The organism is Mitsuokella sp. AF21-1AC (assembly GCF_003458855.1).
Lineage (GTDB): Bacteria > Bacillota > Negativicutes > Selenomonadales > Selenomonadaceae > Mitsuokella.
In genome coordinates this window covers 84926-108752 of sequence record NZ_QRVW01000002.1, presented here as the reverse complement: position 1 = coordinate 108752, position 23827 = coordinate 84926, and the positions used below count along the sequence as shown (strand labels likewise).

Here is a 23827-nt window from a genome sequence, read left to right as displayed (position 1 = left end):
CCGCAGAAAGCAGAAAGAGGGAGTTCGATGAGTTTCGAGTTAAAACAAATCGCTTCGGGTATCTGGAGCGGTTCCTTTTCTTCGTTTCCGTCTGATGTGGCCTCACATGGCCTGTCGGGCCGACTGGGCGGCGTGAGCGAGGCGCCGTATGATTCACTTAATCTTGCGCTGCATGTCGGTGATGAGCCGGAGGCTGTCATCGTGAACCGCCGGCGCTATCTCACGGCGCTCGGCCTCGACGCCGCGCGTCTCGTGACGCCGGAGCAGGTTCACGGCGAGGCCATCGCGCGCGTGACGGCGCGTGATGCCAGCCGCGGCGCACTCTCTTATGACGATGCCATCGCGGCGACCGACGCACTGATCACAGACGAAGAGGATCTGCCGCTTCTGCTCTGTTTTGCCGACTGCACGCCCATCCTCTTTCTCGATCCTGTGCGCCGGGCCGTGGGCATCGCCCATGGCGGCTGGAAGGGCACTGTGCGCCGCATCGCCGCCAAGACCGTCCGGCGCATGCAGGACGAGTTCGGCAGCCGCGTGGAGGACATCCTCGTCGGCATCGGCCCGTCCATCGGACCCTGCTGCTACGAGGTGGGCGCGGAGGTCGCCGAGCAGTTCCGCGCGGCCTTTCCGGGGCACGAGCGCGAGCTCTTCACAGAACCGCAGCCGGGGCACACGCATCTGAGCCTCTGGGCGGCGAATACCATTCAACTCGAGGAAGCGGGCATTCCGCGCGAGCATATCGACTGTGCCTCTGTCTGCACAGCCTGCAATCACGCCATCTTCTATTCCTACCGTGCCGACGGCGGCAGGACGGGGCGCATGGCAGCCGTCATCGCGCTGAAGAAGCAATCGTAAATCATCATATATCGTACAAGTGAGATCATCTGGGGAATGGGGGATTATTCATGATCGCAGAACGACTCCATCAGGTAGAAGCAGAAATCAGGGCCGCCATGGCGCGGCGCACGCGCGTGCCGAAGAATGCGCCCGTGAAGCTCGTGGCCGTCACGAAGAACCATGACGTCGCCGCGATGCGCGAGGCCATAGATGCCGGCGTCACGGATATCGGCGAGAACCGCATCCAGGAAGCCAAGAGCAAATTCGATGTCCTTGAGCGCGACGTCACGTGGCATCTCATCGGCCATTTGCAGACGAACAAGGCCAGACAGGCGGTCAAGTATTTCAGCCTCATCCATTCGGTCGATTCGGAGCATCTGGCAAGGGCGCTTGACCATGAGGCCGGCAAGCTTGGCAAGCTGCAGGATGTGCTCGTGCAGGTCAACCTCGCGAAGGAAGCGAGCAAGTCCGGTGTCTACAAGGAAGACCTGCGGCCGCTGCTCGACCTCGTCGACGAACTGCCGAACCTGCGGCTGCGCGGCCTCATGTGCATCGCGCCGAACTATGAGAACGTCGAGGACTGCCGTCCCCTGTTCCACGAAATGTATGAAATTTTCCAGCAGGTAAAGGAAATTCCCTTCAAGACCGCGAATATATCATATTTATCAATGGGCATGACCCATGATTACACCATCGCCGTCGAAGAAGGAGCCAATATCGTCCGGGTCGGCACAGCCATCTTCGGCCCGCGTCAGTACTAGAGGAGTGTTTACGCATGAATGTCATCGATAAGATTTGTGGCAAGTTTGGGCTTTCGGATCCGGAAGATGAAAACCTGGACCTTGAGGAGGAAGACATGGATCAGGATCAGAAAAAGCGCCCTTACGATAAGGAGGAACCCGGCGCCCGTCAGGAACGCCGCGAGGAGGCGAGCAATGTGGTCAATCTCCATTCCGGTGCTTCGGTACGCGAGAATGTCGTGGCGGCCAAGATGAAGGTCATCATCATCGAGCCGAAGACCTTTGACGATGCCCAGCAGGTCGCCAACAACCTGCGCGAGCGCAAGCCGGTCGTCATCAATTTCGAACATACGGATGCTGAATCCGCGAAGCGCATCATCGACTTCATCAGCGGCACGACGTATGCGCTCAACGGTGAGATCAAGAAGGTCGGTCATAACGTCTTCCTCTGCGCGCCGAGCAATGTCAATGTGACGTATACGGAAGAGGAACGCAAGGTTTCGGCCGAGATGCCCTGGCTCAAGAAGTAAGCCGGAGCCGGTCTTTTGATTCTTTTTTGTTATCCAGCACAGACGCAGAAAGGGGATTTTCCGATGGGGAAGGTTGGCTTTATCGGCGGCGGCGCGATGGCAGAGGCTATCGTCGCTGCCATCACGCAGGGTACGGTGAATCGCGAGGATATCTACGTTTCCGACCACAAGGCGAAGCGCTGTGAGGAACTCGCGGAACACTACGGCATCCACACGAGTGTCGGCGCCGACGGCTTTGCCGGGGCCGTTGATGTGCTCGTGCTGGCCATCAAGCCGCAGGCTGCGGCCAAGGCCATGGAGGAAGTGAAGGGCAGGGTCCGCAAGGATGCGATCATCCTTTCGATTGTTGCCGGCCTGACGCTTTCGGTCCTCGAGAAGGCTTTTCCGGAGCAGCCCGTCGTGCGCGTCATGCCGAATACGCCGCTGGCCGTCGGTGCCGGCATGTCGGCCTTTGCCTGCGGCACACATGCGGACCGTCAGGCGGCAGCTGTCGTGCAGGAGCTCCTCGCGTCAGCCGGCCGGGCCGTCGAAGTATCCGAAGCGGCCATGGATGCTGTCACGGGGCTTTCGGGCAGCGGCCCTGCCTATGCGTTCCTGATGATCGACGCGCTCGCCGACGGCGGTGTGGCGGCGGGGCTCAAGCGTCCGGCGGCCATTGAGCTCGCGGCGCAGACGCTCCTGGGCGCCGCGAAGATGGTCCTCGAGACGGGCAGGCACCCCGATGTGCTGCGCGACCAGGTGACGAGCCCTGCGGGCACGACCATCGCAGGCGTCCGGGTCATGGAGCAGCGCGGTGTGCGCGGTGCCCTCATCGACGCCGTGCTCGCCGCGACGGAGAAATCAAAGGAGTTAGGAAAGAAATAATCTATGGCAAGTGAACAGAAAGAAAAACTCATTCGTTTCTATAAGGGCACGGAAGGCGAAGAAGCCGTTATCAAGCTCACGGACCTTGCCGAAACCGTGCAGCGCACGCAGAAGTTCCGCATCAGCGGCTTTTTGGATCCGTTTGGCCAGGAAATCGCCGAGACGGTCGCGGCCAATTACGGCAATCTGCGCGTCGACTTTGACGGCGGCTACCCGGGCGCTGAGCGTGCCCGCGCCATGTACGTCCACGAGGACTTCCAGGGAAAGCCCGCAGGCTTTGACATCGCCTGCATCAAGGCGAGCTGGAACGGACAGTTCGCACGCCTGAGCCACCGCGACGTGCTCGGCGCCCTCATGGGGCTCGGCATTGAGCGCGACCGCCTCGGGGATCTCCTCGTGACGGCGGATTCCGTGCGCATCCTCTGCGATACGAAGATGGCGTCATACCTCTTGCAGAATCTCACGAAGATTGGCGCTGTCGGCGTCACCTGCGAAGAGGCAAGCCTTGCGGACATCGCGCCGCGCGAGGAACGCTGCAAGGAGATTCGCGCGACCGTGGCCTCGCTGCGCATCGATTCGATTGCGGCCTCTGGCTTCGGCTCCTCGCGTAGCCGCGCCGCAGCCGATATCGCGGCCGACAAGGTGAAGCTCAATTGGCAGCATGTCAAGAGCGCATCGCAGACGGTCAAGGAAGGGGATATCATCTCCATGCGCGGCCGCGGCCGCCTCGAAGTCGCGGAAGTCCGCGGCCAGACGAAGAAGGGGCGCACGGTCGTCGTGCTCAAGCGTTATATTTAAGAGAGATAGGGGATCTTAGCATTGCTTACACCACTGGATATTCACAACAAAGAATTCAAACGCAGCTTCCGCGGCTATGATGAGGATGAGATCGATGATTTCCTCGACCAGGTCGTCAACGATTACGAGAAGCTGTTCCGCGAGAACGACAAGCTCAAGGAAGAGCTCGCGCGTGCTCAGCAGGACAACGCCCAGTACCAGAAGCTCGAGAAGAACCTCAAGGATACGCTGCTCGTCGCACAGAAGACGGCAGAAGAAGTCACGACCACGGCCAAGCAGAACGCGCAGGAGCTGCGCGACAACACGGCCAAGGAGTGCCAGAACATGCGCCGCGAGGCCGAGCTCGCCGCCCGCCAGATGACGGCGGATGCTGAGCAGAAGGTCCGCGATGCCCAGGCTGCTTACGAGCGCCTGACGGGGGAGCGCAGTGCCTTTCTTTGCCGCGTGAAGGCTGCGCTCGAGTCGGAGCTTGCCGTGATCGAGGATGCCATGAACCATGCGCCGGCGGAAACGGCCGCGCAGGCAGCAGCACCGGCCGCTGATGAACAGGCTGCGGCAGCGCCTGTACAGGAAGGATAAGCGACACCAGATGGCTCTCGTATTGTTTTTCCTGATCCTCGTCGCAGATCAGCTGACGAAATTCATCGTGGATGCGGTTTTCCTGCCCGGCGAAAGCGTGCCGGTCCTGGGCTCCGTCTTCCACTTGACGTATGTGCTGAATCCCGGCGCGGCCTTTGGCCTCCTCGAGCATGCGCGCTGGTTCTTCATCCTGGCTGCCGTGGCTCTCATGGTCGCCTTCTTTTGCTGCCGTGACCGGCTGCGCCGTCAGGACGCCTTTTTCTATTACGGCTGCGTGGCGCTGCTTGCCGGCGCCGTGGGCAATCTCATCGACCGCATCCGGCTCGGCGTGGTCATCGATTTCTTCGATTTCCGCATCTGGCCGGTGTTCAACGTCGCCGATGTGGCCATCGTCCTTGGCGTGGCCAGCATGATTTACGCGATTATATTTCGCATGAAAGACTAAAAAGAAACGGATGGGTGATATATGGCGGAGGAAAGCAAACAGTATACGGCTGACAAGGAGGGCGAGCGTCTCGATGTGTTCCTGACCCGCATGGAGCCGGAGCTCTCGCGCGCGCACATCCAGAAAATCGTCGCGGCCGGCAAGGCCGAGGTGAGCGGCAGGGCGCGCAAATCCAATTACAAGCTGCAGGCAGGGGAAATGGTATTGCTCACGATCCCTGCAGCACAGCCTGTCGCCATCCTGCCGGAAGATATCCCGCTTGATGTCCTCTACGAGGATGCCGACATCATCGTCGTCAACAAGCCGCGCGGCATGGTCGTGCATCCGGCGACAGGCGTCTATTCGGGCACGCTCGTCAACGCACTCCTGTTCCACTGCCATGACCTCTCGGGCATCAACGGCGAGATTCGGCCGGGCATCGTTCACCGGCTCGACAAGGACACGTCGGGCGTCATGGTGGCGGCGAAGAACGATGCGGCGCATATCGACCTTGCGGAACAGATCCGCACGAAGACGGCGCACCGCATCTACAACGCCATCGTCTGCGGCAATATCCGCGAGGAGGCCGGCATCATCAAGGGCGACATCGGCCGCCATCCGACGGACCGCAAGAAAATGGCCATCGTTCACGAGCACGGCAAGCCGGCCGTGACGCATTTCCGCGTGCTCGAGCGCTTCGGCGACTACACGCTCGTCGAATGCCGCCTCGAGACGGGGCGTACGCATCAGATCCGCGTGCACATGGCGAGCATCGGGCATCCCGTGCTCGGCGACCCCAAGTACGGTCCGCGCAAAGCCTGCCCGTTTGCCATCGAGGGGCAGGCGCTGCACTCCCTGAGCCTCTCGCTCACGCATCCCGTGACGCGCGAGCGCATGACCTTCACGGCTCCGCTGCCCGAGGATATGGCGAACATTCTCAAGGTACTGCGGGCAAAGTATAAGCGCTGAAGATTTGGTGTGACCAACTGTTTTGTAGTCTGGAGGGATTTCTATGCCAGTACTGACCGATAAGACCGTTTTGATGGATTCCGAGGGGATCCGTCGTGCCCTGACGCGCATCTCCCATGAGATCGTCGAGAAGAACAAGGGCGTGGAGAACCTCGTCATCGTCGGCATCCGCACGCGCGGCGTCCCCATTGCCGAGCGCATCGCCGCAGCCATCGGGCGCATCGAGGGCAAGCGTCCGCCCGTCGGCGTCCTCGACATCACGCTCTACCGCGACGATCTCTCGACGCTCTCGTATCAGCCGATTGTGCACCCGACACAGCTGCCCGTCGACATCACGGGCAAGACCATCGTCCTCGTCGACGACGTGCTTTACACGGGCCGCACGATCCGCGCAGCACTTGACGCGCTCATTGACATGGGCCGTCCGAAGACCATCCAGCTGGCCGTGCTCATCGACCGCGGCCATCGCGAGCTGCCAATCCGCGCGGACTTCGTGGGCAAGAACGTGCCGACGTCCTCGAAGGAGGTCGTCAGCGTCCAGCTCAGCGCGACGGACAAGGCCGAAAAGGTCGTCATCCGCGAATTCCGCGACGAATGAAAAAATGAACTGTGTTCATTTTTTCTACTTGACACCATTTCGCCGATACGTTATGATGGTAACAACAAAGCAGAATAAGAACTCATCCAGAGCAGCAGAGGGACTGGCCCGATGAAGCTGCGGCAACCATTGACGCGGTCAAAACGGTGCCAATTCCTTTAGGTTTCATGCCTATAAGATGAGAGTACGCAAAGGCTCTCTTTTATAGAGAGCCTTTTTTCTGCCTGTCTGTCCAGTATACAAACCAAACAACCATCAAGGGGGTTTATGAATTGAGCAAGAAACGCATGTTATTCACTTCCGAGTCGGTCACGGAAGGTCATCCGGACAAGATGGCCGACCAGATTTCCGACAGCATCCTCGATGCCATCCTCGAGAAGGATCCGAACGGTCGCGTGGCCTGTGAGACGCTCGTGACGACGGGCCAGGTCCACGTCGTTGGCGAGATCTCGACGAAATGCTACGTCGACATCCCGAAAATCATCCGCGAGACGGTGCGTGAGATCGGCTACACGCGTGCCAAGTACGGCTTCGACGCCGAGACTTGCGGCATCCTCGTCTCGCTAGACGAGCAGTCCCCGGATATCGCGCAGGGCGTCAACCAGGCGCTTGAGGCACGTGAAGGCGACATGGATATCGAGGACGCCATCGGCGCCGGCGACCAGGGCATGATGTTCGGCTATGCGACGAACGAGACGCCGGAGTACATGCCGCTGCCGATCGCACTCGCACACCGCCTCGCACGCCGCCTCGCCGAAGTCCGCAAGGATGGCACGCTGCCGTATCTGCGCCCGGATGGCAAGACCCAGGTCACGATCCTCTACGAGGACAATAAGCCGGTGGCTGTCGATACCATTGTCATCTCGACGCAGCATGATGAGGATGTCTCGCTCGAGCAGATCCGTAAGGACCTCATCGAGCATGTCATCAAGGCCGTTGTTCCTGCTGAGCTGCTGCGCGACGACACGCGGATCTTTGTCAACCCGACGGGCAAGTTCGTCATCGGCGGCCCGCAGGGCGACTCGGGACTCACGGGCCGCAAGATCATCGTCGATACCTATGGCGGCTGGGCCCGTCACGGCGGCGGCGCCTTCTCGGGCAAGGACCCCACGAAGGTCGACCGCAGCGCCGCTTATGCCGCCCGCTACGTCGCAAAGAACATCGTCGCCGCCGGCCTCGCCGATCGCTGTGAGATTCAGCTGGCCTATGCCATCGGCGTTGCACACCCGGTATCCATCATGGTGGATACGTTCGGCACGAACAAGGTCGATGAAGAGAAGATCGAAGCGCTCGTCAACAAACATTTCGACCTGCGCCCGGCCGGCATCATCAAGATGCTCGACCTGCGCCGCCCCATTTACAAGCAGACGGCAGCCTACGGTCACTTCGGCCGCACGGATGTCGACCTGCCCTGGGAGCACACGGATAAAGCCGCTATCCTGCGCCAGGAAGCCGGCCTCTGAGCATTGCATCCATAAAGAAAAAGGCCTGAACCACAGGCCCTTGCAGAAAACGGTCCGCTGACCCAAGCTGTCAGCGGACCGTTTTTTGATTTCCGAAACATGGATTTCTTTCACCGTTCGCACGGTCTTCTTCTCCAGGGATGCTCCGCATCCTGCACTTTGCGCCCGCGCGGGAAAGACTTGAGGCGTCCCCCTTGGGGGAAGCTGGCGACGGAGCCGTCTGAAGGGGAGGCTGTTCGTCGGAACAGAGGTGCTCGATGTAAATGGACGTTCCTTGCAGTCCTGCGGCTCAGGCCAGCAGGTTGATGAGGACGGTCAGGATTGAGGAATTGACGAAATCCACGATGAGGGCACCGACGAGCGGGATGACGAAGAACGCGGTGGGGGCGGGGCCGAAGCGCTCGACCATGACGGACATGTTGGCGATGGCGTTCGGTGTGGCGCCGAGGCCGAAGCCGCAGGTACCGGCGGCCATGACGGCGGCTTCGTAGTTGTGTCCCATGACGCGGAACAGTACGAAATTCGTGAAGAGGGCGATGAAGATGACCTGGCTCAGCAGCATGACGATCATCGGGATGGCAAGGTCGGTGAGCTGCCAGAGCTTGAGGCTCATGAGCGCACAGGACAGGAAAATCGTGAGGCCGAGGTTGCCGAGCACTTCGCTTTCACGCTGGTAGACCTTGTAGCTGTGCGTGTAGTCGGCGACGTTGCGGATGATGGCGGCGACGAGCATGGAGCCGATGTAGCCCGGGAAGACGAGGCCGACGCTGACGAAGAGCTGGCTGACGACGGTGCCGAGGCCCATGGCCAGCAGCAGGTGGGCGAGTGCATTCATGAAGCGCAGGTTGTTGATGCTCTGCCCCGCACGCTTCTCTTCCTCAATGGTCTGCTTCTCCTTGCGGGCGGCCTGTTCGAGCTTGTGGATTTCCTCGGTGCTGTTGGCGGGGTCAAGACGCTCTTCATCGGCGGAGCTTGCCAGCGTGAACTTGCGCACGAGGCGTTCACCCGTCGGCCCGCCGAGCAGGCTGCCGCCGACGAGGCCGAACGTCGCAGCGGCAAAGGCAATTGTCGTCGCATTGTCGAGACCGACGCCTTCGAGTACGGGCCCGAAGGAGCCCGAAGTTCCGTGGCCGCCGACCATTGGAATGGAACCGGTTGCAAGCCCCATCAGCGGATTGAGGCCAAAGAGATGCGAGAAGAAGATGCCGATGAGGTTCTGGCAGACGATGAGGAGAGCCGTCAGCACCGCCATCTTGGCGACGAGCATGCCGCCTTTCTTGATGAGGCTGATGCTTGCCGTGTAGCCGATGCTCGTGAAGAAGAGCATCATGCAGACATTCTGCATGACCGTATCCTGCTCGTACGTCCAGATGCCGTTGACATAGAGGATATCGTTGAGGATGGCGAAGAGGATGCCGCCGACGACAGGCGCCGGGATGCAGTATTTGCGCAGAAAGGGGACCTTGAGGCGCAGGAGGACGCCAACGTAATAAACCGCAGTCGCTGCGGCAAGTGTCTGGTAGATGTTTAAACTTACATTCATGGCTTACAACTTCCTTTACTTCGTGGAATCGCGTATGTAAAACTGTAACACGTGTATTATCATACCAAAAAATAATTGGAGATACAACAATTTTGTTATAGTTTCGCTGAAAAATATTCTTTTTTTCAGGGGTGCGCGGCAGGGACGCCTCCGGTGGAATGCTGTGCAGGAAGATGGAGTAAGAAGTATTGCATTACCCTCCGAAAGTATGTATAATAGTTAAGTATTGATTTGATTTTCAGTTTGTTAAGTAAGGATACGGTGCGTATCCCTTTTCTTTTATAGGAGGCAGATTACACAGAATGAGTATGATGACAAATGATAAGCTCAGGAACATCGCAATTATCGCCCACGTCGACCATGGCAAGACGACGCTGGTCGATGCGATGCTGAAGCAGAGCCATGTATTCCGCTCCAACGAGCAGGTTGCCGAGCGCGTCATGGATTCCGGTGATATCGAGCGTGAGCGTGGCATCACGATCCTGTCGAAGAACACGGCTATCATGTACAATGGCATCAAGATTAACATCGTCGACACCCCGGGCCATGCCGATTTCGGCGGCGAGGTTGAGCGTGTCCTCAACATGGTCGACGGCGTCCTCTTGCTCGTCGATGCGTTTGAGGGCCCGATGCCGCAGACGAAGTACGTCCTGCGCAAGGCACTCGAGCAGAAGCTCAAGCCGATTGTTGTCATCAACAAGATCGATAAGCCGAACCAGCGTGTAGACGACGTCTACGACGAAGTCCTCGAACTCTTCATGGAACTCGATGCTGACGATGATCAGCTGGACTTCCCGGTCATCTATGCGACGGCCCGCGATGGCATCGCGAAGTACAGCATGGATGATGACAGCACGAACCTCGAGCCGCTGATGGAGACAATCGTCAAGGAAATCCCGGCTCCGCACGGCGATCCGGAAGGCCCGCTGCAGATGATGGTCACGACGCTCGAGTCCGATTCCTTCGTCGGCCGCGTCGCTGTTGGCCGCATCAGCCGCGGCACGGCCCGCACGAACCAGAACGTCGTGCTCATCAACGGTGACCAGGAAATCCGCGCGAAGATCGGCAAGGTCTTCGTTTACCAGGGCATGCAGCGCATTGAGGTTCCCTCGGCCAGCATGGGCGAGATTGTCGCACTGACGGGCCTCGGCGATGTCAGCATCGGCTACACGGTCGCTGACGCCGAGAATCCGGAGGCACTGCCGGCCATCCGCATCGATGAGCCGACGCTCTCCATGACGTTTGGTGTCAACACGAGCCCGTTTGCCGGCCGCGAGGGCCAGTTCGTCACGAGCCGCCATCTGCGCGACCGCCTGTTCAAGGAAGTCGAGACGAATGTCGCCATGAAGGTCGAGGAGACGGATTCTCCGGATGTCTTCAAGGTTTCGGGCCGCGGCGAGCTGCATCTGTCCATCCTCATCGAGGAGATGCGCCGCGAGGGCTACGAGCTGCAGGTCGGCAAACCGGAAGTCGTCTACAAGACGATCAACGGCCAGCTCTGCGAGCCGATCGAGAACCTGACGGTTGAAGTGCCGCAGGAGTACATGGGTGCTGTCATGGAAGGCCTCGGCACGCGCAAGGCTGAGCTCACGAACATGACGGAGACGGCCGGCTACATGCGCCTCGAGTTCACGATCCCGGCACGCGGCCTCATCGGTTTCCGTTCCGAGCTCCTGACGAGCACGAAGGGCAATGGCATCATGAACCACGTCTTCCACGGCTATGCTCCGTACAAGGGCGACATCCCGGGCCGTACGCGCGGTTCCCTCGTGGCATTCGAGCAGGGTGAGACGACGGGCTACGGCATCTACACGCTGCAGGATCGCGGCACGATGTTCATCTCCCCGGGCCAGCAGGTCTACGAGGGCATGATCGTCGGCGAGAACTCCCGCGAGAACGATATCGATATCAACCCGTGCAAGAAGAAGAACGTATCCAACATGCGCACGTCCGCTTCGGATGAGGCCATCCGCCTCACGCCGCCGCGCATCCTGTCGCTCGAGCAGGCCATCGAGTACATCAACAGCGATGAGCTCGTTGAGGTCACGCCGCAGAATATCCGTCTGCGCAAGGCCATCCTCGACCGCACGGTCCGCGGCCGCGCAGCCAAGAACGCACGCAAGTAAGACGTTACGCTGCTTGTTTTTTGTAAAAAATCCTGCTGGATGTGAATTCCAGCAGGATTTTTGCATTTTTTGACGAAATGTGGTATCATGTCGATAGTTAAATGTAAATTTACACCGTATGTCGGTATCAGCAAGACGTCGAGATGATTGGATTTCAGCTTGGAAGGACGAGATGAGTATGAGCGGTATGGAGAAAGTGAAAGGCAAACTCACGGGCCTCATGGATATGATTCTGCCATGGGAAGAGGAAGAAGTCGAAGAAGAAGAGGTCCTCGAGACGAAGTCTCAGCAGGAACAGCGCAAGGCCGGCCAGCAGAAGGCTGCGGCGCAGGCATCTTCCGTGAGAACGGCAGAAGAGTACAAGGTTTCGGGTGGCAGCTCCATTTTCTTTGCACCGGCTGAAGAACGCCGCACGACGGCCGCTCCGTCCTACCGCGAGCCCTCTCATGCGACGACGCGCCGCCAGTTCACGGTCCATACGACGAAGGTCGCCGAACTGCGCGTCAAGATCTACGTGCCTGAGGATTTCGACCTCGTGACGTCGATTGCCGATGACCTCAAGGCCGGCAAGGCTGCTGTTGTCAACTACGAGAGTGTCGCTGCCGAGGAGCAGCGCCGCATCTGCGATTTTGTCAATGGTGCCTGCTACGTGGTCAACGGCTGCGCAAAGCGCATTTCCGAGCAGATTGTCCTCTACGCACCGGAAGGTGTCGATGTGGCGGAAGCGATGCCGGCAGCCCTCACGGACTGAGGTCCCGGTGTCCGCTCATTTGTTGAAGGTTCTCAGCCTGTCCCAAGGTGGGGCAGGCTTTTCCTTTTGCCTGCCTCCCGCTTTGCTCGCATCTGCGGCAGGTGGAGACAGGCGGAATTTCACGAGGAAAGGTGATAGTGATGAAACAGGAAAATGAGGTACTCGAAGGGGTATTGCAGGAATTCTCGAAGCTTGCGGCCATCCCGCGCAAGTCGGGCCATGAACAGGCTGTCAGCGACTTCCTGAAGTCGTATTTGACGGAACTCGGCTGCACGGTGACGCAGGACGAGGTCAACAGCATCATTGCGGACAAGCCGGCAGCTCCTGGCTTTGAACAGGCGCCGCTGACGATCCTGCAGGGCCATATGGACATGGTCTGCGTCGCGGAGGAAGGCTATGCGTACGATCCGCTCAAGGATCCCATCAAGCTCGTACGCGACGAGAAGTATTTGTCGGCAGAGGGCACGAGCCTCGGCGCCGACGACGGCATCGGTGTGGCCGAGGGCATCTACGTGCTGAAGCATGCGAAGAACCACGGCCCGCTGCGTCTCATCGTGACGGTGGACGAGGAGCAGGGCATGACGGGCGCCATCAAGCTCGGCGCTGAGCACCTCAAGGATGCTTCCTTCCTCATTAACTGCGACAGCGAGAATTATGACGAGCTGACCGTCGGCAGTGCCGGCAGCGTCAACCTCGATTTCACGCGCGAGCTGCGCCGTGTGCCGGCCGAGAGCCAGCATGCCTGGACGATTGAGATCCAGGGCCTGCTCGGCGGCCATTCGGGTGAGCGCATCGGCGACGGCCGCGGCAATGCCATCCGCACACTGGCCATGGCGCTGACGGCCCTGCAGAAAGAGGGCGAGATCGAGCTCATCTCCTTCACGGGCGGCAAGGCGCGCAACGCCATCCCGAACACGGCCCGGGCCGTCATCGCGACGGAACTGCCGCGCGAGAAGATGGTGGAGGTGCTGCGCGACATCCGCACGCGCTTTGCGAAGATGTACGGCAATGTCGACCCGACCATCGACATCAGCCTCGCACCGGCCGAGATGCCCGAGCAGGTCATCAAGGCCGGCGACACGCAGCGTCTGCTGCGCCTGCTGACGATCCTGCACACGGGCGTCTACGCGATGTCATCGGTCATCCCGGGCCTCGTCGAGACGAGCGCGAACCTCGGTGTCGTCAATATGAGCGAGGATGAAGTGGAGGTCCAGTTCTTCCCGCGCTCGGCCATCGACCAGAAACTCGACGAGTTCCGCCAGTATGCCGAGACGATTGCCGCGCTCACGGGCTTCACGGCCCACATCGGCACGCAGTCGCCGGGCTGGAAGGAAAACAAGGACAGCCGCCTCGCGAAGATCGTGGCGGAGACGTTTGAGGAGCAGAACGGCAAGCCCATGAAGGTCGAGACAATCCACGCCGGCCTCGAATGCGGCTGGCACTTCCTCAAGAATCCGCAGCTCGACATGGTGTCCATCGGCGTGACGACGTGCGACATCCACAGCCCCAATGAGCATCTCGTCCTCGCCACGGTCAAGCCGCAGGTGGATCTGATCCTCGCGACACTCGAGAAGATCGCTGCGCTGCACTGACGGCCGCTTGGGGCATAACGAAAAGAACATAGAGGGTAGGCCCGCGTGCGAATGCTTTGTACGGCGGGCTCCTTTTTATATAACGTAGCGTGTCTGCTCTTTGTTTCATCCCTTTTTCAACGGAATCGCAACTTTTTTTAAAATAAGTGTTGACAAGAACGCAGATTGCCCATATAATAATACATGTCGCTGAGACAGAGCGACACAAAAGAAGAACGGCCCGGTAGTTTAGTTGGTTAGAATGCCGCCCTGTCACGGCGGAGGTCATGGGTTCAAGTCCCATTCGGGTCGCCATTCATGCGGAAATAGCTCAGTGGTAGAGCACCACCTTGCCAAGGTGGGGGTCGCGAGTTCGAGCCTCGTTTTCCGCTCCATTTTTCGGCGACATAGCCAAGTGGTAAGGCCGAGGTCTGCAAAACCTTTATCCCCAGTTCGATTCTGGGTGTCGCCTCCAATTTTATATCATGCGGAAATAGCTCAGTGGTAGAGCACCACCTTGCCAAGGTGGGGGTCGCGAGTTCGAGCCTCGTTTTCCGCTCCATTTTATTTTGGCGACATAGCCAAGTGGTAAGGCCGAGGTCTGCAAAACCTTTATCCCCAGTTCGATTCTGGGTGTCGCCTCCAAGATGAAATGCAGCCCGGAAGGTTTTCCTTCCGGGCTTTTTGTTTGCCTGTAATCACCTGCGATTGCCTGTAATAAGTTAGGAGTGTCTTTGATGGCCAATGAACCTTCCCGTATCACCGATAATCTGCTCAACGTGTTCAACTATTGCTTCGTCGAGACGGTACCGTACGCGTTCTTCAAGCCGAATCCGGAACGCGACATCGCCGTGAATCTCGTCGACAAGGAATATCACTGCCCGGGCTGCGGCAAGGTGACGCGCGTCGTCTATCAGAAGCGTCCGCTGACGTATTATTCGAAAGGCAAGCTTGCCGAGGAACGCCGCATCTACGACAAGCTCGGCAAGGAATTCCCGTTCATGGGAGAGATCCATGCGGGCAAGCCCTTCACGAATGAGGCCATCGGCTACTGCCGTGCCTGCGCCGGGCAGGAAATCCTGAAGTCGGAGGAGCCCGGCCAGCGTGTCGCGAACCTCTCGCTCCGGCTGCACAGCGAGGATGAGCTCGTCGTGGCCAAGGCCCGTGCGGCCATGGAGCAGTCGCTCAAGGACTGGCTGGCCGGCGTCGAGAAGCCCGAGGACTTCCTGCAGTACCAGCTGACGGATTTTGCCGCCCTGCGCGACTTCATCTGTGCCGTCATGCTCGAGGACACGCAGGCCGTCAGTCAGACCCTCGCCGACTACCGCACGAAGATCGCGGCGCTCGAGGAGGAGATCCGCGCGCTGCTCTCAGAGCTGCCGGATACCTGGCGTGCCTATGCGGCGCGCTCGACGGGCGTCTATGAATCCATGAATGACAAGATGTATCATGAGTACACCGTCGCGTTCCCGCAGCCCGGCACGATGCCCGAGGATTACTACATCTACCGCCCGCTCGAGAAGAGCCGCGTGCTGATGTTCCTCGAACAGCCGCGCATCGAGACGCTCGAAGAGCTCCTGATGGAAGTCGGCTTCCACGGCGAATGGATTGATCTCGTCAACCAGCGCATTCAGCAGCTGTTGCCCGAGGCGTAATCATCGCGGCAGGCTCGTGCTTCGTTATGCATATATATGCAAAATGATCTTGTTTGTGGCGTTCGTATCTGTAGAAAAAGCCAGACAATCGATGTGCCTGGCTTTTCTTATATTTTCTTCAATGACCCGTTAGGTGCTATGTTAGGTGCTGACCTCTGTTTTTGTCATCAAAAAAAGCTCCGCGGAAACCCCGCGAAGCCTTGTGTTGCAAGTGGTGCCGAAGGCCGGACTTGAACCGGCACGTTGTTGCCAACGGCAGATTTTGAGTCTGCTGCGTCTGCCAATTCCGCCACTCCGGCAAAATGACATCACTCATGCGTCATTAACGTAATACATTTTAGCATTCATCTTTCCTTTTGTCAACCCATCCCATAAATCAGCCTTCCCCGTGCACGGGGAAGGGGGACCGCGATAGCGGTGGAAGAGGTCCATTTTCTTAGAAAAGGTGGCCCGAAGACGTCTTTGAGCTGGCTAGAGAAAATCCTGGCTTTTGCTGATGTGTGTTCTATGATATAATGAAAAAAAATAAAATGATGAGAAAGGCGGGAGGTTTGTGATGGATGCCGAACAGGAAATCCGGGCATTCCTGTGGGAATGGACGCGCAAGACCGTTGATTTGGACGATTTGCAGCGAGCCTTTGCTGCTATGGACTATGAGACCTTTCATCAGGCCATGGCAGCGTTGCTGCGCGATGGGAGCCTGACGCGGGTGGCATCGCGCGGATCGGATTTTCGCGGCTTGCCGCGGCGCTGCCGCCTTGCACGCGGGCGCCTCTGCCCGGCGGCCGATGCCATCCAGCAGGATATTGCACGGCACGGCTTGGCTGCCTCGCTCGACTTTTCCTTTTATTATGGACATCCGCTCACGTTCTGGCAACAGGATCTTGCGCACATCCTCCAGCTGAGCCAATGGCTGCAGCATACGGCTGCCAAGCAGCCGCTGACGGTTTCTGATCAGCAGCGTTCCTGGGATATCTTTCGCGATGAAAAATTCCTGTTGACTACAGAAGGAGAAGTGTTGCTGCATCGTCTGCATCTCAGCTGGCAGGATATCGGCGTCAAACGGGAGTGGGAACCCCTGATGATGGCGGTCCATCCTTCTGCCTTGCAGGGCGATATTTGCCATCATCTGGTGCTGGAGAACAAGGCTCCGTATCATAAGCTGCTGCCGTATTTCGCAGAGCTTGGCTTTGCGTCTCTGGTTTTTGGCGCCGGCTGGAAGATCGCGGGCAATCTCGCGGCCCTGCCTCGGCAGGCGGGATGTCCAGAGGCTCATCACATTGCCTGGTACTTTGGCGACTTTGACTGGGAAGGGCTTAAAATCTTCCAGTCTGTGTCCACCTGCCCCGCCGTCGAGGTACGGCTCGCCGCACCGTTTTACCGGGCGTTTTTGCAGCAGCAGGCACCGCAGGGCAAGGAGCAGCAAATACCTGATGAGGCGGCCTGGCGGGCTTTTTCCCACTGGCTGCAGCCGGAGGAGACACGGAAGTTCCGGCAAATCTTAGAGAATCATCGGTATTATCCGCAGGAAGCCCTGTCGGCAGCGGATTTGCTTACATGTGGAAAGGAATTACGGAATGGAATCGGAACACTTTGCTGAACGCATGAAACGCATTCTGCTCATGGAACCGTTGTACCGTCTTGGCAGGCGGCAGTTCGGGCAGAAAGGTGAACAATCATATTCTGGTATGGAGCTGGGCCTTCTGGCACTGCTCTTTTTCTTTGAGCAAATGCTGGACGGCAAGCGTGAGGCCGGCATCCGGAACCTTGCGCTTTTTCTGCAGCAGCAGACGCAGGGCTGTCTCTTCCCCGTAGAGAAGGGGGAGGAAGCGTATGAGCAGCTGGCCCGCGATATCGTGGGCGTTTTCCGCCCGCAGACCGGCCGGCGCAATGAACAGGTCTTTTTCGACTGGGAACAGGGCAGAGAGGTGAGGGCCCGTTATTCCTATCTTAAGGCAGACCGCGCCGACATCCATGCCAACGAGCAGTATTATGTCCTTGATGAACAGGGACTCGAGCTGATCTTTGCGACGAAGGAGTATTTCAGCGAGTACCAGCTGTCCATCAACCAGCTCATATTGCGCAAGCAGCTCGAGAAAGGGCAATTTGTGCTGGCCCTGCGTCAGATCGAGGAGATGCGGCTCGATGTCGAAACGCTGCGCAATCGCATGGACAGAATCCGTCAGGAAATCCATCGCAACATCGTCTCGCAGGAGACGCTGGAGCATTATCGCAGGATTGTGGCTGATTTCAACCAGCGGCTCAAGAGCGAGGAAGATGCCTTCACGGAACTCCAGACCTTTGTGCGCGATACGAAGGAGCGCATCCGCGGCAATCCACAGGCTGACCCCGAGCGGCGTGCCTATACGAACATCCAGGCCGTGGAGCGCCATCTTGCGCATGTGCATGCGCTTCATCGCGAGCTCTTGAAGGCCGGTATTGACCTCGGTACATCAGCGCTGGCTGCGGCTGAAGAAGCGCTGTATTTCACAGGCGTGGACAGTTTCAATTATGAACAGGAGATCACGAGCCGCATGTTCGCCTCGCCATTGCCTTTGACGGCAGCCCGCCGTCTCGTCGAGCCTTTCCTGCCGCTGCAGGCCTGCGAGCTCTGGTCGCCGCTTACGATCTTCCTGCCGCAGCGCCTCGAGAAGCTGGAGCGGGAGAGCCGACAGGAAGCATTTCCGGAGATTGACGATACGGAGGTCCATGGTGAGAAACTTCAGAATGTCCAGGAACATTATGCGGCCATTGTGCGCAATTTGCTGGATTTCCTGGGTCTCGGCAGGAAGACGACGCTGCAGGCGTTCTGCGCGATGCTTGAGGAGCAGCGGTCCGCCTGGTGCAGCGAGAAACAGTTCTACGTCTTTTGGATGCTGCTGCACCGGCAGCACTGCTTGCATCTTAATCCTGAGCGCATCGCGAGGGACTCGGTCTACGCGCGAATCCCGGCGGTCTGTCCGGAACTTCTATCAATTGAAGTGCAGGAACGATCGGGTTTTGTGGAACTTGATGGCTATACGATCAGCGATATGGATATCACCGTGACAGTGGATGGAGATGAGAAGCTATGATAGAAGATAATGTGATGCTGGCCTTTGACATCTATGCGCGTCTGGCAGCCAGCGGCCAAGTGCGCAAGGCGGAGATTTCCGCCTACTGGGAGAATGAGGAAGTCCGCCATTTCGTGGAGCGCTTCGTCGGGCAGGTGCAGTGTGTGCTGATCAGCGATGCCGATTATCTGTATCTTCTGCCGGCCTCACTTGAATCGCCGTTCCATATCAGCAATGAGGCGTTCAAGAAACGATACATGACATCGAAAGCGGTCAATATGGACATTTACCTGTTGTACCTTTCCATCATTGTCCTGTTCGGCTGCTTCTACGACAGCTATCAGACGCAGGAGCCGGCGGACTTCGTGAGCATGAGCACCTGGCTTGAAGCCATGAACGGCCGCATCGAATCGCTGCACCGCCATGACGAGGAGACGCTCAAGGCTGCTGAGGGCGCGATGAATTTCAATTGGCTGACGCTCATGCGGAAGTGGGATGACCTCGACAGCATCAAGGAAACGGCCAGGAAACAGGACGCCCGGACAAACAGCCGCCTGAGCTTTTTGAACATGGCCAGATCCTTCCTGCTGCAGCAGCATCTCGTGCGGGAAATCGGCAACGACGAGCTCGTGCTGACGGAAAAGGCAAGGGCCATCTTTGCGAACTACTTCATGGAAGCGAGCTATAACAACGGCATCCTGGATTTCATGTATGAACTGGATCACAAGGACGTGCAGGACGGGGAGAAAGGAGCGGATGACCATGCCATCCATCAGTAGGATTCGCTTTACGAATGTGGTCTATGACCATGGACACAAACGCTACATCGATACGATCTTTCGCTTTGACGGCTACAATGCCATCCTGCTGCTCGAGAATGGCGCGGGCAAGACGGTGTTCGTACAGACGCTCATACAGGCGGTGCTGCCGCGCAAATCCGTGGCGCAGCGCAAGATCCAGGAAACGCTGCAGCTCAGCAACTCAGCGGCGCATATCGCCGTGGAGTGGATTCTTGAGGACCGGCCGCGCCGCTATGCACTGACGGCCGTGACGCTTTTCCGCAACAGCAAGGACCAGCTCGGCAGCCAGGAATTTGCCATGGAGTACACGCCGGAATCCTCCGTTCGCCTCGATACGCTGCCATTCGTGCAGAAGGAGGGCAGCAGGGAACGGCCGGCGACGAAAGAGGAAATGACCGCATTCTTCCGCAGTACGGCGGAACGCCATATGCTGGCTCATTTCTTTTCGGAATATGATACCTTGCAGGCCTATGAGGATTACATCGAAGAGCACTTCAAGCTCATCGCGTCGGAATGGGATAAGATTGCGGCCATCAACGAGACGGAGGGCGGCGTCGAGGCGTATTTCAACAATTGCCGCACGACGGCAGAGCTCGTGGACCGCCTGCTGATCCCGACGGTGGAGGAAGGTCTGGCGGCGGCCGCTCATGGTCAGCAGAAAGGTAATGGCTTTGCTGCGCTTTTTGAGAGCCAGCGCGAACATGTCAAGCAGCAGATTCGCCTCGAGAAACGCATCGGGGAGATGCAGGGAATCCTCGCGCAGATGCAGGATTATACGGCCGTGAAGAAGGCACAGTATGAGGCGGAGCAGGAGCTCCTGCATCAGAATGGACTGCTCAAGGCGTACGACCAGCAGGTACGCCGCGCGCGGGCTGCCTGTCAGCAGGAACAGGAAACGCTGGTAATGCGCCAGCAGGAAAACGATGCCCAGCGCCAGAAGAACCGGGAAATCCTGTCGGCCTGCCGCGTGGCGGCCGCTGAGGCTGCCTGTGAGGAGGCACGAGCTGCTTATGAAGAAGCAAAACGCGCGTCTGACGATGCGGCACAGGCGTATCGGGATAATCAGACCATGTCCGCCAATCTCAGCTATGCCCGTAGGAAACAGGAGCTCGCACAGGCCGAGGGCCTGCTTGCCGAGCGTCAGCGGGCACTTTCTCTCCTGGCAGCCGACCAGAAGACGCAGGAGCTTGCCGCCCAGCTCAAGGAGAATGGCGCCTGGCTTCATGGATGGTTCCAGCAGCAGGAGCAGAAGCATGAAGCGCGCATCCAGGAAATCCGGCAGCAGCGGGAGACGCAGAAGCAGCACGAAGCTGCGTGTCAGGCAAAGCAGAGGGAGAACCATCGCCGTCAGCAGAAGCTCCGGCAGGAGATCGACAGCGGCGAAGGGCGCATCGGCGCGCTTGTCGCGCAGCAGGAAGTCATCGAGCAGGAACTCTTCACCGATGCCGTCCATCAGGATGTGGATGCCCAGGAACAGGCCTGGCGGCGGGAACTGGCAGAAGTCCGGAAGAACCGGGATGATTATGCGCAGAACATTGCCTTTTTCGAAGAAGAGGGAGAGAAGGCCGCCGGACAGATTGCGGAAGCCGAAAAGGCCCGTGATGAACAGCAGCAGGCCCTGCAGGAGCGGACGGTCGCTCTGGACCGCGTGACGACGGCGGCGCGCGATGTATTCGCGAATCTGCAGAAATGGCCGCAGTGCGCCAACACCACCCGCGAGGCAGCGGATCTCTACCGTCAGGCGGAATACTTTGCCCAGCAGCTCGGCGATGCCGTCGTCATGCATGAAAAGCAGCATAACGACCTCGACAAGAAGCGCCGGCAGGCCCATCGCTGGCTGGATCTCTACGATGGGCTCGAGGCATTCGCGGCGGATCCTGTCCTGCTTGACAAGATCGAAGCCTGGAGCAGCGAGTTCGTATTCCTCAAGAGCGGCGTGGAATTCTTCCAGCTGCACGTGGAAGCCGTGGCTGAGAAACAACAGGAGATTTATGCGCGATATCCGTTCTGGGCACTCAGCGTCGTGGTCATGGAGGAGGATGTGCCGCAGCTCCAGCGCCTTCTTGCAAAGGAGGCCGGGGATTTCTTTGAGCCTGTCTTCATCCTGTCCGAGCAGCAGGCAAGGGCCATCGTGGCAGGGGAGACGCTGACCGGCGGCCTGCATATCGTAGCACCTTCGCACTGGCAGCGCGTCATGCAGCCGGCAGCGTTCCGTGACTGGCTCGACGCCATGCGGGAGGAGGCTGACCGGGCTGACGGCCTGCTGCGGGAAAATGACCGGGAATGGCAGGAACTCAGCCATTCGCTGCAAGTCCTGAAGCAGTTTGAGGAACGGTATCCCTTTACTTGGTACCGCGAGCAGCGGGATGCGTATCAGTCGCTGCAGGAGGCCCTTTCGCGCACGCAGCATGTGCTGCGGGAAGCCCGCCGGAATCAGGAGCAGTGCCGCCAGAATGCCGAGGGCTTCCGCAAGAAGCATCAGGAGGCGGAGAGACGGGAGACCGGGCTTTCCTATGGCCTCCGGCAACTGGCGCAGTATAAGGAACTGCGTCGCCAGCACCAGGAAATCCTCGCGCGTAACAGCGAGCTTTTGCAGGCCTGCGCAGTCCTGCAGGCAGAGGAAAAGCGGTTGACGGGGGAACTGGATGCCCTGCGCCGTCAGCAGGATGCGCTGACGTATGACGAGGCCGGGGCCGAAACGCGCCTGCAGGAAGTGCGGCACATGATGTACTATCCGGATGTGCAGCAGGAAACGGCCGTCCTGCCGCAAGAGAGACTTTCCTATGAGGCACTGGCGGAAACGCGGCGCCGCCTGCAGAGCCAACTGGAAGGTGCCGACAGCAGCCGGGCGCGCCTCGAGGCACAGATTGCCCAGTCACAGGCCGACAAGAAACGCCTGCAAAAAGAGATTTGCGAGCAGCAGCGCCGGGCGGAGACGGAGCTCGACGAGACGTTCGTCTATCCGGAGGATGGTGCCCTGCGCGAAGAAACGCTGCTGCAGGCATCCCATCAGCTTAAGAAGGCACAGCAGCAGGCCGAAAAGGAATGCCGGGCGCGGCAGGATACGTACAACCGACAGGACGGACAGTGCGAGAACGAGCGGGCGCGTCATGAGCGCGAATACGGCGTTTATACGCCTCTTGTGCAGCCTTTTGAAGACGTGCAGCGCGAGGCGGCGCAGCAGCAGGAAGTATTGAGGAAGCTCGCCTCTGAACTGACGGCACAACTGCAGGCAAACGGACGCGAGGAAAAAGCTCTCGATGGACTCGTGCATCAGCTGGAAATCCGCAACGAACAGCTTGGCTTTGCTCGCGAGGAAATCCCCATGGTGCTTCCCGAAAAGCTCGAAGAAGACGCCGGCAGCTCGGAGCTTTCTACACGGATTGCCTCATGTCTGGAGCAGGCGGAGACGGCATTCGAGACGGCAAAGCAGCGCCAGCGCGCCGGAGAGAAGCAGAAGAATGCGTTCATCCTCTACTGTGAGGACAAGGTGCATGAAGAACGGATGCGCCGCAGCATCGTCGACGGCCTGCGCAGCAAGGAGCGCTACGAGGAATATCTTGATTGGCAGACGAAGAGCAGGGAACGCCTGCAGGGGGCCATCAGCCTCTTCGAGGAGGAGCGCAGGAGTCATCTGGCGCATATGGAGCATATGCTTCGGCACATGATTCTTCATCTGCAGTCGGTCTGTGACGGCTTGAAAGAGCTTGCCTCGAGGACGCGCGTCAAGGTGGGCGAGGCGGCAAAGGACATCATCATGATCCAGCTGCCGGAATGGGAGGAAGCCGCGGCCCGCACGGCCATCCGGTCCTATCTGAACAACCTGGCGCAGGAGCTCGATGGCGACGCGTATCACGATGAACTCGGCCAGGAAGATGGCAAGAAAATCCGCGATACGCTCGAGAAACGGCTGCGTACCCAGCAGATGCTTCATGTCGTGCTCGGGAATCAGGCCGTCAAGGTACGTTGCCGCAAAGCGACGAGCGGCAATACCTTCTCAGAGCGGCCCTATCCATGGGAAGAATCGAATCAGTGGTCGGGCGGCGAGACGTGGAGCAAGAATATGGCCCTGTTCCTCGGATGTCTCAATTACCTTTCGGAGAAGCGCTGCCATATCCGGAAAGCCAAATACAATACGCGCGTGGTCGTCGCAGATAACCCGTTTGGCAAGGCTTCGAGCGACCATGTTCTTAGCCCGGTCTTTTTCATCGCGCAGCAGCTGGGCTTCCAGATCATCGCGCTGACAGCCCATCAGGAAGGCAGCTTCATCCGCAAATACTTCCCCGTCGTCTACAGCTGCCGCTTTGCCGATACGGCTGACCACAAGAGCAGGACGGTGATTCCCGAGCAGGAGGTCAAGACCGCCTTCTTCGAAGAACACCATCCCGAAAGCCTGGCCCGACTCAACTCCTACGACCAGCTCGGGCTCTTTGATTGATTTTGCGCACGGACCACAGCGACTGGCCTAAGAAGTGTCAGGCAACATCGGCATTGACTGGCCGTTCTGATAGAAAAACGAAAAGCGG

General features: G+C 58.8%; 19 protein-coding genes, 6 tRNA genes and 1 riboswitch. Of the genes, 23 read left to right on the top strand and 2 right to left on the bottom strand.

The window, feature by feature from the left end; genetic code table 11:
- Positions 1 to 27: 27 nt before the first annotated feature.
- From pgeF to metK, 10 genes are all read left to right on the top strand, one after another.
- The gene (gene pgeF, locus DWX75_RS01365) at positions 28 to 855 is read left to right on the top strand and encodes a peptidoglycan editing factor PgeF (protein ID WP_118014182.1); all 828 of its coding nucleotides are present in this window, start codon (positions 28 to 30) and stop codon (positions 853 to 855) included.
- Between the two features lie 50 nt (positions 856 to 905).
- A complete protein-coding gene (locus DWX75_RS01360) occupies positions 906 to 1598 on the top strand; it encodes a YggS family pyridoxal phosphate-dependent enzyme (protein ID WP_118014180.1) in 693 nt (230 codons plus the stop codon).
- Between the two features lie 14 nt (positions 1599 to 1612).
- On the top strand, positions 1613 to 2107 hold the full coding sequence (locus DWX75_RS01355) for a cell division protein SepF (RefSeq protein WP_118014178.1): 495 nt from the start codon (positions 1613 to 1615) through the stop codon (positions 2105 to 2107).
- A 63-nt stretch (positions 2108 to 2170) separates the two neighbouring features.
- On the top strand, positions 2171 to 2971 hold the full coding sequence (gene proC / locus DWX75_RS01350) for a pyrroline-5-carboxylate reductase (protein WP_118014176.1): 801 nt from the start codon (positions 2171 to 2173) through the stop codon (positions 2969 to 2971).
- Positions 2972 to 2974: 3 nt separating this feature from the next.
- Complete coding sequence (locus DWX75_RS01345) at positions 2975 to 3769, top strand: RNA-binding protein (protein ID WP_118014174.1); 795 nt, start codon at positions 2975 to 2977, stop codon at positions 3767 to 3769.
- 21 nt (positions 3770 to 3790) lie between these two features.
- On the top strand, positions 3791 to 4348 hold the full coding sequence (locus DWX75_RS01340) for a DivIVA domain-containing protein (RefSeq protein ID WP_118014172.1): 558 nt from the start codon (positions 3791 to 3793) through the stop codon (positions 4346 to 4348).
- 10 nt (positions 4349 to 4358) lie between these two features.
- Positions 4359 to 4793: a signal peptidase II gene (gene lspA / locus DWX75_RS01335; RefSeq protein WP_118014170.1), complete on the top strand. Its 435-nt coding sequence runs from the start codon at positions 4359 to 4361 to the stop codon at positions 4791 to 4793.
- Positions 4794 to 4814: 21 nt separating this feature from the next.
- A complete protein-coding gene (locus tag DWX75_RS01330; RefSeq protein ID WP_118014168.1) occupies positions 4815 to 5741 on the top strand; it encodes an RluA family pseudouridine synthase in 927 nt (308 codons plus the stop codon).
- A gap of 43 nt (positions 5742 to 5784) precedes the next feature.
- On the top strand, positions 5785 to 6339 hold the full coding sequence (gene pyrR / locus DWX75_RS01325; protein WP_118014166.1) for a bifunctional pyr operon transcriptional regulator/uracil phosphoribosyltransferase PyrR: 555 nt from the start codon (positions 5785 to 5787) through the stop codon (positions 6337 to 6339).
- Between the two features lie 79 nt (positions 6340 to 6418).
- Positions 6419 to 6524, top strand: a riboswitch (SAM riboswitch).
- Between the two features lie 102 nt (positions 6525 to 6626).
- On the top strand, positions 6627 to 7802 hold the full coding sequence (gene metK, locus DWX75_RS01320) for a methionine adenosyltransferase (RefSeq protein ID WP_118014240.1): 1176 nt from the start codon (positions 6627 to 6629) through the stop codon (positions 7800 to 7802).
- 289 nt (positions 7803 to 8091) lie between these two features.
- Here the strand turns inward: metK and gltS are convergent, their stop codons facing one another.
- Entirely contained in the window at positions 8092 to 9345 is a 1254-nt protein-coding gene (gltS, locus tag DWX75_RS01315) for a sodium/glutamate symporter (RefSeq protein ID WP_118014164.1), read from the bottom strand.
- Between the two features lie 308 nt (positions 9346 to 9653).
- On the opposite strand from gltS, the gene typA reads away from it, so the two are divergent.
- From typA to DWX75_RS01270, 9 genes are all read left to right on the top strand, one after another.
- A complete protein-coding gene (gene typA / locus DWX75_RS01310) occupies positions 9654 to 11471 on the top strand; it encodes a translational GTPase TypA (protein ID WP_118014162.1) in 1818 nt (605 codons plus the stop codon).
- Between the two features lie 187 nt (positions 11472 to 11658).
- On the top strand, positions 11659 to 12222 hold the full coding sequence (locus tag DWX75_RS01305) for a cell division protein SepF (RefSeq protein WP_233519422.1): 564 nt from the start codon (positions 11659 to 11661) through the stop codon (positions 12220 to 12222).
- A 140-nt stretch (positions 12223 to 12362) separates the two neighbouring features.
- Positions 12363 to 13814 carry a beta-Ala-His dipeptidase gene (pepD, locus tag DWX75_RS01300; RefSeq protein ID WP_118014157.1) on the top strand — a complete coding sequence of 484 codons (1452 nt, stop codon included), beginning with the start codon at positions 12363 to 12365 and terminating at the stop codon, positions 13812 to 13814.
- Positions 13815 to 14031: 217 nt separating this feature from the next.
- Positions 14032 to 14108 (top strand) — tRNA-Asp (locus tag DWX75_RS01295).
- Positions 14109 to 14113: 5 nt separating this feature from the next.
- Positions 14114 to 14188 (top strand) — tRNA-Gly (locus tag DWX75_RS01290).
- Positions 14189 to 14194: 6 nt separating this feature from the next.
- Positions 14195 to 14268, top strand: a tRNA-Cys gene (locus DWX75_RS01285).
- Positions 14269 to 14280: 12 nt separating this feature from the next.
- Positions 14281 to 14355, top strand: a tRNA-Gly gene (locus tag DWX75_RS01280).
- Between the two features lie 9 nt (positions 14356 to 14364).
- Positions 14365 to 14438: transfer RNA gene (locus DWX75_RS01275), tRNA-Cys, on the top strand.
- Between the two features lie 92 nt (positions 14439 to 14530).
- The gene (locus tag DWX75_RS01270) at positions 14531 to 15448 is read left to right on the top strand and encodes a hypothetical protein (RefSeq protein WP_118014155.1); all 918 of its coding nucleotides are present in this window, start codon (positions 14531 to 14533) and stop codon (positions 15446 to 15448) included.
- Between the two features lie 212 nt (positions 15449 to 15660).
- Here the strand turns inward: DWX75_RS01270 and DWX75_RS01265 are convergent.
- A tRNA-Leu gene (locus DWX75_RS01265) sits at positions 15661 to 15747 on the bottom strand.
- Positions 15748 to 16004: 257 nt separating this feature from the next.
- On the opposite strand from DWX75_RS01265, the gene DWX75_RS01260 reads away from it, so the two are divergent.
- Genes DWX75_RS01260 through DWX75_RS01245 form a run of 4 tightly spaced genes read left to right on the top strand, consistent with a single transcriptional unit; the run spans position 16005 to position 23739 of the window.
- Positions 16005 to 17048: a DUF2399 domain-containing protein gene (locus DWX75_RS01260; RefSeq protein ID WP_118014153.1), complete on the top strand. Its 1044-nt coding sequence runs from the start codon at positions 16005 to 16007 to the stop codon at positions 17046 to 17048.
- A complete protein-coding gene (locus DWX75_RS01255; RefSeq protein WP_118014151.1) occupies positions 17026 to 18522 on the top strand; it encodes a replicative DNA helicase in 1497 nt (498 codons plus the stop codon). Before DWX75_RS01260 ends, DWX75_RS01255 begins: the two co-directional genes overlap by 23 nt.
- Complete coding sequence (locus DWX75_RS01250) at positions 18519 to 19280, top strand: DUF6063 family protein (RefSeq protein WP_118014149.1); 762 nt, start codon at positions 18519 to 18521, stop codon at positions 19278 to 19280. The genes DWX75_RS01255 and DWX75_RS01250 overlap by 4 nt, the downstream gene beginning before the upstream one ends.
- Positions 19264 to 23739, top strand: coding sequence for a hypothetical protein (locus DWX75_RS01245; RefSeq protein WP_147671503.1), 4476 nt, complete (start codon positions 19264 to 19266; stop codon positions 23737 to 23739). Before DWX75_RS01250 ends, DWX75_RS01245 begins: the two co-directional genes overlap by 17 nt.
- The last annotated feature ends 88 nt before the right edge of the window (positions 23740 to 23827 follow it).

What these genes read in the sequence shown, in the direction of transcription:
- DWX75_RS01250 (WP_118014149.1), top strand. Translation starts at nt 18,519, where the DNA reads ATGATAGAAGATAATGTGATGCTGGCCTTTGACATCTATGCGCGTCTG.
- DWX75_RS01345 (WP_118014174.1), top strand. Translation starts at nt 2,975, where the DNA reads ATGGCAAGTGAACAGAAAGAAAAACTCATTCGTTTCTATAAGGGCACG.
- DWX75_RS01255 (WP_118014151.1), top strand. Translation starts at nt 17,026, where the DNA reads ATGGAATCGGAACACTTTGCTGAACGCATGAAACGCATTCTGCTCATG.
- DWX75_RS01245 (WP_147671503.1), top strand. Translation starts at nt 19,264, where the DNA reads ATGCCATCCATCAGTAGGATTCGCTTTACGAATGTGGTCTATGACCAT.
- lspA (WP_118014170.1), top strand. Translation starts at nt 4,359, where the DNA reads ATGGCTCTCGTATTGTTTTTCCTGATCCTCGTCGCAGATCAGCTGACG.
- typA (WP_118014162.1), top strand. Translation starts at nt 9,654, where the DNA reads ATGATGACAAATGATAAGCTCAGGAACATCGCAATTATCGCCCACGTC.
- DWX75_RS01305 (WP_233519422.1), top strand. Translation starts at nt 11,659, where the DNA reads ATGGAGAAAGTGAAAGGCAAACTCACGGGCCTCATGGATATGATTCTG.
- DWX75_RS01260 (WP_118014153.1), top strand. Translation starts at nt 16,005, where the DNA reads ATGGATGCCGAACAGGAAATCCGGGCATTCCTGTGGGAATGGACGCGC.
- pepD (WP_118014157.1), top strand. Translation starts at nt 12,363, where the DNA reads ATGAAACAGGAAAATGAGGTACTCGAAGGGGTATTGCAGGAATTCTCG.
- proC (WP_118014176.1), top strand. Translation starts at nt 2,171, where the DNA reads ATGGGGAAGGTTGGCTTTATCGGCGGCGGCGCGATGGCAGAGGCTATC.
- pyrR (WP_118014166.1), top strand. Translation starts at nt 5,785, where the DNA reads ATGCCAGTACTGACCGATAAGACCGTTTTGATGGATTCCGAGGGGATC.
- DWX75_RS01360 (WP_118014180.1), top strand. Translation starts at nt 906, where the DNA reads ATGATCGCAGAACGACTCCATCAGGTAGAAGCAGAAATCAGGGCCGCC.
- DWX75_RS01330 (WP_118014168.1), top strand. Translation starts at nt 4,815, where the DNA reads ATGGCGGAGGAAAGCAAACAGTATACGGCTGACAAGGAGGGCGAGCGT.
- DWX75_RS01270 (WP_118014155.1), top strand. Translation starts at nt 14,531, where the DNA reads ATGGCCAATGAACCTTCCCGTATCACCGATAATCTGCTCAACGTGTTC.
- gltS (WP_118014164.1), bottom strand. Translation starts at nt 9,345, where the DNA reads ATGAATGTAAGTTTAAACATCTACCAGACACTTGCCGCAGCGACTGCG.
- pgeF (WP_118014182.1), top strand. Translation starts at nt 28, where the DNA reads ATGAGTTTCGAGTTAAAACAAATCGCTTCGGGTATCTGGAGCGGTTCC.
- metK (WP_118014240.1), top strand. Translation starts at nt 6,627, where the DNA reads ATGTTATTCACTTCCGAGTCGGTCACGGAAGGTCATCCGGACAAGATG.
- DWX75_RS01355 (WP_118014178.1), top strand. Translation starts at nt 1,613, where the DNA reads ATGAATGTCATCGATAAGATTTGTGGCAAGTTTGGGCTTTCGGATCCG.